Source organism: Amycolatopsis sp. NPDC023774, from assembly GCF_040639695.1.
GTDB lineage: Bacteria > Actinomycetota > Actinomycetes > Mycobacteriales > Pseudonocardiaceae > Amycolatopsis.
Genome location: NZ_JBFAAJ010000075.1, coordinates 1 through 7,536, shown reverse-complemented (window position 1 = coordinate 7,536; position 7,536 = coordinate 1). Strand labels below are relative to the sequence as shown.

At 67.6% G+C, this 7,536-nt stretch carries 9 protein-coding genes; 4 read left to right on the top strand and 5 right to left on the bottom strand.

The features are described 5' to 3' along the window. The 3 genes from AB0F91_RS46485 to AB0F91_RS46475 form a co-directional block, all read left to right on the top strand. Positions 1–393, top strand: a 393-nt coding sequence (locus tag AB0F91_RS46485; protein WP_360608832.1) for a YsnF/AvaK domain-containing protein, incomplete at its 5' end; no start/stop codon positions are given. Positions 394–598: 205 nt separating this feature from the next. Beyond that, complete coding sequence (locus AB0F91_RS46480) at positions 599–1,048, top strand: hypothetical protein (protein WP_360608830.1); 450 nt, start codon at positions 599–601, stop codon at positions 1,046–1,048. Next, positions 1,045–1,383: a hypothetical protein gene (locus AB0F91_RS46475; protein ID WP_360608828.1), complete on the top strand. Its 339-nt coding sequence runs from the start codon at positions 1,045–1,047 to the stop codon at positions 1,381–1,383. The genes AB0F91_RS46480 and AB0F91_RS46475 overlap by 4 nt, the downstream gene beginning before the upstream one ends. 84 nt (positions 1,384–1,467) lie before the next feature. Here AB0F91_RS46475 and AB0F91_RS46470 read toward each other — a convergent pair whose 3' ends face one another. The 5 genes from AB0F91_RS46470 to AB0F91_RS46450 form a co-directional block, all read right to left on the bottom strand. Continuing rightward, positions 1,468–1,986 carry a DUF6401 family natural product biosynthesis protein gene (locus AB0F91_RS46470; RefSeq protein ID WP_360608826.1) on the bottom strand — a complete coding sequence of 173 codons (519 nt, stop codon included), beginning with the start codon at positions 1,984–1,986 and terminating at the stop codon, positions 1,468–1,470. A gap of 518 nt (positions 1,987–2,504) precedes the next feature. Then, the gene (locus AB0F91_RS46465) at positions 2,505–3,527 is read right to left on the bottom strand and encodes an acyl-CoA desaturase (RefSeq protein WP_360608824.1); all 1,023 of its coding nucleotides are present in this window, start codon (positions 3,525–3,527) and stop codon (positions 2,505–2,507) included. Positions 3,528–3,663: 136 nt separating this feature from the next. After that, complete coding sequence (locus AB0F91_RS46460) at positions 3,664–3,867, bottom strand: cold-shock protein (protein WP_360608834.1); 204 nt, start codon at positions 3,865–3,867, stop codon at positions 3,664–3,666. Positions 3,868–4,215: 348 nt separating this feature from the next. Beyond that, entirely contained in the window at positions 4,216–4,926 is a 711-nt protein-coding gene (locus tag AB0F91_RS46455; RefSeq protein WP_360608822.1) for a hypothetical protein, read from the bottom strand. Between the two features lie 470 nt (positions 4,927–5,396). After that, positions 5,397–6,242 carry a hypothetical protein gene (locus tag AB0F91_RS46450; RefSeq protein WP_360608820.1) on the bottom strand — a complete coding sequence of 282 codons (846 nt, stop codon included), beginning with the start codon at positions 6,240–6,242 and terminating at the stop codon, positions 5,397–5,399. Positions 6,243–6,907: 665 nt separating this feature from the next. On the opposite strand from AB0F91_RS46450, the gene AB0F91_RS46445 reads away from it, so the two are divergent. Beyond that, the coding region (locus tag AB0F91_RS46445) for an AI-2E family transporter (protein WP_360608818.1) at positions 6,908–7,536 on the top strand (629 nt) is incomplete at its 3' end.

Sequence of the window (7,536 nt, the reverse complement as noted above, 5' to 3'; positions counted from 1 at the left end):
GGCCCCACCACCGACGACGCGATGACGCGTTCGGAGGAACGGCTGCGGGTGGGCACGCAGCGGGAACAGACCGGCCGGGCGGCGCTGCGCAAGTACGTCGTCACCGAGACCCAGCAGGTCTCGGTCCCGGTGACGCACGAGGAGGTCCGCGTCGAGCGCGAGCCCATCACCGAGGCCAACGCCGCAGCTGCCCTCGACGGGCCGGCCATCTCCGAGGAAGAGCACGAGATGACGCTGCACGCGGAGCGGCCGGTCGTGGAGACCGAGGCCGTGCCGGTCGAACGGGTGCGCCTGGCCAAGGACGAGGTCACCGAGACCGAGACAGTCTCCGCCGAGGTGCGCGAGGAACACATCGACACCGGTGGCCTGCCCGAGAACCCCCCGCGCGGTTGAGGTCCGCACTCGCTTGCGCGAGAAAATTTCGGATTCAGACCCCGCCCGCTCTAAAACAGGGCGGGCGGGGCCGTCTCTTACCGTCGCGTGAATTCCCGGCTGGCTCCGCAGGATCCTCTTTGAAAGTCACTGGAACTGCGCGATAGCGCGCGTCGAGGGGTAGTCGGGAGCCCACGTGGGTGGCCGTCGGAGGCACCCATGATGTGTGCATGGAGAAAACGCGATTTCCACCTACTGGCTGGCCGCCATTGATGTCCGGCGCGGGATTTCCGACGCCTGGAGCACCGTCGCGACGTTCGTGCCGAAACTGGTCGCGTTTCTGCTCATCCTCATCATCAGGTGGCTGATTTCGACAGCGATCGCGAAGCTGGTCGACAAGCTGCTGCACCGGGTCGGGTCCGACCGCCTGGTCGAGCGCGGTGGGATCAAGACGATGCTGGATCGGTCGAAGTTCGATGCCTCCAACCTGATCTCGAGGCTGCTGTACTCCGCGCTGCTGCTGATCACACTGGAGATCGCGTTCGGGGTGTGGGGACCGAACCCGGTGTCGGCGCTGCCGACCGCGGTCGTGGCCTGGCTGCTGCGCGCGGCCGTCGCGATCATCATCATCATCATCATCATCATTGTGGTGGCTGCCGCCATCGCCCGCGCGTGAAGGACCTCATTTCCGGAGTGCTGTCCGGAGTGTCCTACAGCAAGGTGCTGGCGACGATCGCCTCGGTGTTCGTCTGGGGCCTGGGCATCGTCGCCGCGGTCAACCAGATCGGAATCGCCACCACCGTCACCACGCCGGTCCTCGTCACCGTGCTGGCCCGGCGGGATCGCCGTCGTGGGCGCCGGCGGCGGGTTGATCAAGCCGATGCAGTAGCGCTGGCAGCGGTGGCTCGACCGCGCCGACGACGAGATTTCGCGGGCGGGGCATTCCCCACGCCGGCCGCCACCGCAGTGCCTGCACGCGGCACCGGCCCGGCCCACGCCCGATCCACATAAGACGTCATCGCTCCGCCCCACACTCGGCCCTGATCGCCACGGGGCGGCTTCGCCGGGTCCGCGGCCGGGATCCGGCGAAGCCGCTCAGGTCGGCGAGGACAGGCCGGCTTGATCGTCAGCAAGCGGGCCAGAGCGATGTGCGCGGGCAAGCCGGCACACCGCCAGCAACCGCGGCTCAACCCACGACGCCGCGGCCCAGCCCGCCAGGTCAGCGACCGGCGACCAGGTGCGACCCGTGTCCTGCTCGATCAGCCCGCGAGCGCAGGAGGGCAGCAGCACCGTCGCGGCCACCGACGCTGAACCCTCCACCCGAGCACGAGGATGTCGCGCACCGCCGCGGCATCCTGATCCACCACCGCGGTCAGAGCTGGAACCGCGGCCACTGCGGCCATCCCCGTCGTCCCCCACCGATCGACCAGATCCGTCAAAAACCGCCGCGCCCGCTGCTCGAACCAACCGCTCAACATCCGCCCACGGTAATGCCCGCGCCAAGAACCATCGGTGCGTGTCGCGTGGCTCACCCGGCGATGCCACGGCGGCCGCGGCAAGCTCGGGTGCTCGGGCGGCTGCGTTGCGCTGTCCTCGCCGTCCAATCAATACCATCAGGCCCGGTCGTGGGTGAGTTGCCAGGTCATCGTGACGTCAGTGCCGTGCTGGTGCGATAGACGAGGCCAGCGACCTCAGCGACGGTCGACGCGGTCGGCGGGGCGGTTCCATTGGCGTTGAGGGCGTGGCCGATGATGGGGACGAATCCCGCGGCAAGGTCGGTGAGCTCGGCCAGCTCCGCGACGAGCGTGACCCGTGCTCGGCTCGCCTCGGTGAACGGCGGGATGCGCGCGCCGTTCTCGGCTGACGCTGCGGCGCCGGATCACCCGGCCTTCGCTGCACCTCTCTGCGCAGCCAGCCACCTCGCCGACCGGTGCTGACGTGATCGTCTCAATCTCGAATTGCCCGACCTCGACGGAGTGGCGGTGTGCGCGCGTCCGCGAGATCAACGACGTGCCATTGGTCGGCTGGGAGACTGCGGTTAACACCGTCGAAGAGACGATTACCGGCTACGCCGCGACAGCCGGTCCCGGCCCCGGACCCCGCGCGAGATGTCGTGGCGTGACCAGTGGCTTCTAGAACTGCGGCGTGCGCGGGAGTGGCTCGTCCGGGAGCAGTCCGCTTTCCCGGCCGCGTCGCGGTGACGCGGTTCGGCCTGCGTTGAGTTTGCGGACGAGTCGCTCCTGCCGGGGCCAGCGGACGTCGGTGGCCCAGCCGAACTGTTCGAACCAGCGGATGATCCTGGCGGACATGTCCAGCTGTCCACGGCGGACGCCGTGGCGGGCGCAGGTGGGGTCGGCGTGGTGGGAGTTGTGCCAGGACTCGCCCATCGAGGCGATGGCCAGTGGCCAGAAGTTCGCGGACTTGTCGCGGGCGGCAAAGGGTCGGTCGCCGATCATGTGGCACAGCGAGTTCACTGACCACGTCACGTGGTGCAGCACTGCGACGCGGACCAAGCCAGCCCAGAAGAACGCGGTGAGCGCGCCCCACCACGACAGGGTCAGCAGCCCACCCAGTGCAGCCGGCGCCAGCAGCGTCGCGACCGTCAGGACGGGGAACAGGCGGTTCACCCTCGCGATGTCGGTGTCGGCGAGAAGGTCCGGGGCGAAGCGTCTGGCGTTGGTCTGTTCACGATGGAACAGCCAGCCCATGTGCGCGTGCCAGAAACCCTTGGCCAGTGCGGCGGGCGTGGTGCCGAAGCGCCAGGGTGAGTGCGGGTCGCCGTCACGGTCGGCGTAGGCGTGGTGGCGTCGGTGATCGGCCACCCAGCCGATCACAGGGCCCTGCATGGCCATGCTGCCGGCGACCGCAAGCGCGATGCGCAGGCCACGATCGGCCTTGAAGGCACCGTGGGTGAAGTACCGGTGGAAACCGATCGTCACTCCGAAACCGGTGAGGAAGTAGAAGCCGACCGCCAGAGCCAGGTCGAGCAAGCTCAGTCCCCAGCCCCAGGCGAGCGGAACAGCCGCGGCAACCGCCAGCAGGGGCACCACGGCGAACAGTTTCACCAGAAAGGTCTCGGTGGCGGTCTTTTCACCCGCGAGCATCGGTTCGGGCCGGGCGCGGGTGCCCGGACGTTCCATCGTGGGGTTGGTCATCGTCACGTACTCCGGAGGCAGGGGGCGCTCGCCGAGGGCCGGGGCGATTCACGGATGAGATTCATTGTCGGACGGTGGCTTAAACACGAGGGTCGTCCGGCACCGGGTGCCGGGCGACCTGCACGTGAACAGGCTGTCAGAGCGCCCGCACAGTGCTGGCCTGCGGGCCCTTGTGGCCCTGGGTCAGCTCGAATTCGACATGCTGGTTCTCCTCGAGGCTGCGGAAACCCGGGCCTTCGATCTCGGAATAGTGGACGAAGACGTCCGGGCCGCCATCGTCGGTGGAGATGAAGCCGAAGCCCTTCTCCGCGTTGAACCACTTCACGGTTCCCTGAGTCATGATTTGCTCCCTTGCAGGTGCTAGTGCTGTACCGGAGTGGCGGACCGCCTTCTCCAGGGCCGGGTCTTCAGACGGCAACTTCTCCGGCTTGACCTGCAAGAAAAGAAGGAAGACGCCCGCGCCAACGTTCTCCGCGAGCGTGCAGAACACAAACACACCAAAAACTACGACCATTGAGTAGAACGCGGCGGTGGCGGTATTTGTTCCCGCATCGCCGAGCCGGCGCAGGCGATCACGCGGCGGCCTTGTGCCGCGCAGCCGACTGCGGCGATTCACGCGGTAGCCTGGTCCGGTTCGGGCGAGCACAAGCCTGCGGCATCACCACGCCGTCGGCGGCAGCACATCAATTCAAGCCCCCTTGCTCGGCTGCAGGTGACTACGGACGTTTGGGTGACATGTGTGGATCGCATTCGAGGTCGAGCAGGGAGACCACAGACCGCGCTCGATGAGCCTGCGCAGGATCCCAATCGTGATTTCAGCGTCGGCCAGCGCTCGGTTCGCGTCCGCCGCCAGCCAGCGCCGGGTGACCAGCCGATCGCGGTTGCGGTGGTAGCGCCGAGAATGGCCCCGATGAGCGCGGCTGCCATGGCCACGAGCGCGGCGATGATCCCGACAATGGTCAGGGTGCCTTCGTTGATCGGGAGCCGGGGCAGTCCGTTGAGGCGAGCCAAGATATTGAGCTGCCTGCCGTCGACCGCGGCCAGGATCGCAACGATGATCGATCGACCACAGCCACACCGCGCTACCTTGCTTGCCCCCGTTGAACCGGGCCATCCGTCCGGCGACGTAACCGCCCCAGTAGTAGCCGATCAGGACGTTGACCAGCACCACGGTCGCGGAGACGACGGTGGCGGTCCGGACGGCGGCGGGGTCCTGGCGGCTTGATTCCCCTGGTCGACGGCCTGCCCGCGTCGCCAGGAGTGTGGCCAGGCCGAACGCGGTCCCGGCTGCAGCGGCGAGCGCGGTCAGGATCAGTACCGTGCCGACGGCGGTGAGCCACCCGAAGAATGCCGCGCCCCACTTGATCCCACCAAGGCGGTCCCGCTGCCGGTCCAGCACTTCCGTGCGGCACGGGCAGCCTTCCTCCTACATCGCACAAGGCGTCGGCGAGTCGGCGAAGGGTGGTGTGTTCGAAATCTGGCGGGAGGAGTGACACGCCCGGTGTTGGCGGGGGCCTTGGTGCCGACGTCGACGCGCCCGCGGTGGGCGCCCGATGGGGTTCGTGCTCATGGCGGGCGCCTTCGTTTCGTCTTTACTCCCCGCGGCACGGCAAGTTCACGGGCGGAGGCGTAGCGCCAGACCATCTGCGCCCGCGGATGCCGCCCGGTGGATCGACTTGACCTCGTCGATCCACCGGAGTGGTCCGTCACGGTTTCGGGAGCCGGCCGCACGCGCTCCGCTCGTCGCCTGACCCCGGTGGACGTCGGTGATGGGTCGTTTCCGCCCTCGGGACGGCAATCCGGGGGAACCGGGTGAGCCGTGTCTCCCGCGGCGATGCGACTGGGCGGGAGACACGGATGCACCCGGTGTCACGGCCGGTGCGCGTCCTCGGTGGTGGGCGGTCGCGGAGTTTGGACCGGCGGGGACTGGGCGGGAGGTGTGCTCGGCCCCTGGTCGCCGACCTTAGCCTCGGCCTTCTGCTTGGCGGTGGCGGCGTGCTGGCCGGCGCGCTGCTTGCCGGTCGCCAGATCGGCCGCGACCGTACCGCGCTGTTCCCGGGCCTTCTGGTAACCGGAATCGACCACGTCAGCAGCGGCGTCGCGCCCGCCAAGGCCGAACGCCAGCGCCGCGGCCAGTGCGGCCGAGCCGACCAGCGCGACGTAGGTGATCGTGACGATCACCGGCGAGATCCCCAGCTGAGTCAGGATCATGAAAACGGCAATCCCCATGATCACGGCCGGCACCAGGGTCCGGACGATCCTCCCCGTCGGGCTGTCGCCCATGGTGCGGTGCACCAGCCCGCCGACCGCTCCGGCGACCGCCGCAGCGACAAGGAAGATCAGCAGCGCCGCGAGGATATTGGGCAGGTAGCTCAGCACCCGGTCCATAAACCCGGTCAACGCCGGGATCCCCAGGGTCCCGATGGCCGAGGAAATGACAAACAGCATGATCACCCAGAAGACGACCATGCCGACGAGCTTCGACGGGCTGCCCTGCGGCGAGAGCTTCTCGACGTAGCCGGCGCCTCCGCCGGACTTCAGCCTGTCGTCGACCTTGGCCTTCTGAAGGCCCTTGGTGATCGCTTTGTCGAGCAGCTTCGCGATGAGGAAACCGATCAGCAGCACGATCAGCGCGCCGATCAACTGGGGCAGGTAACTCACGAACGTGGTGAATGCGCTCTGCAGACTCTGCAGGACGTTGAACCCGGTATTCATCGATCTATCCCTTCATGGAGCACTTCGGATCCTCGTTGAAAAGCGAATCACCAGGGTCCGGGGCGTAAATGCTGGCTGTTACAGCGCTTCAGCAACGCCAGATAATGACCATGTTGGTAATTCTCAGTTTGAGAACAACTCCTGGGGGCAATTTCCAGGCCCAATCGAACGTCGTCGGCGTGGTCTTCTTGCGCGCCGACTTGGCGCAGGGCCCGCGGTCCGGGTCCGTCAGCGCGGTATGTCGTCATCCGTTCTGGTCATGTGAGAACCTCGGGCGTGACTGTTCGTTCGGCGAGCCGGATGCGATGCGGCCAGCCGGGAGTCAGCTCGCGCGACATGACCAGCGAATACCCGCATGGTCCGAACACCAAACTCGTCGGATTCCCCTTCCCGAGCAGAGTCCTGTCGGGGTGGCGGCGTTCGCGGAATGTCGGCTCACGGCGCAGGTGAAATCGGCGAACTCGGTGCAGCCCTCTTCGACCGCCTTCGGGCGCTCGCCGCTGCTGCTCGTGTTCGGTGACGGTCAACATCGGGTACCTCCCCGGGATGACTGGGTCCGCAGGTACAGTGGCCGGCTTGGGTCGACGTCCATCGTGTCCGGCACGCACGCTGAGCCGCCCGGAATGTGCCCCGGACGACCGGGCCGGTGGAAGGTCTGATGCGCCATGAACAGCAATGAACCCCGGGCTCAGCACGGTGTGCGCAGCGCTGAGGAGGTTCGTGCGGCGGTGCCCTACGGGCTGCGGGTCGGGGCCGCCTTCTTCGGCCGGCTGCTGGTCGTCGCCGGCGGCCTGGCGCTGATCGGGTACGTCGCGGTGAAATTGGCCGCGGTGCTGGTACCGGTCGCGGTGGCGCTGCTATTCGCCGGGCTGCTCGCGCCGACGGTATCGTGGTTAACCAGAAAGAAGGTACCTCGCGGGCTGGCCACCGCAGTGGTGCTGATCGGCGGGCTTGCCGTGGTGGGCGGTGTGCTCACCTTCGTGGTCATCACCGTCACCGCGGGAATGCCCGAACTGATCGATCAGGTCGTGCGCACCGTGGACGAGTTGCGCACGTGGTTGCGCGCCGGGCCTCTGCACGTGAGCCAGGGCCAGATCGACGGAATGCTCGCCCAGCTGACCACCACACTGAGCGAGAACCAGTCGGCCATCGCCTCCGGTGCGCTGTCCACCGCCGTCACAGTCGGCGAACTGGTCACCGAGTTCCTGCTGATGGTGTTCTGCCTGATCTTCTTCCTCGCCCACGGCGGCAGGATCTGGTCGTTCCTGCTCGGCGCCGTCCCCGTCCGGGTGCG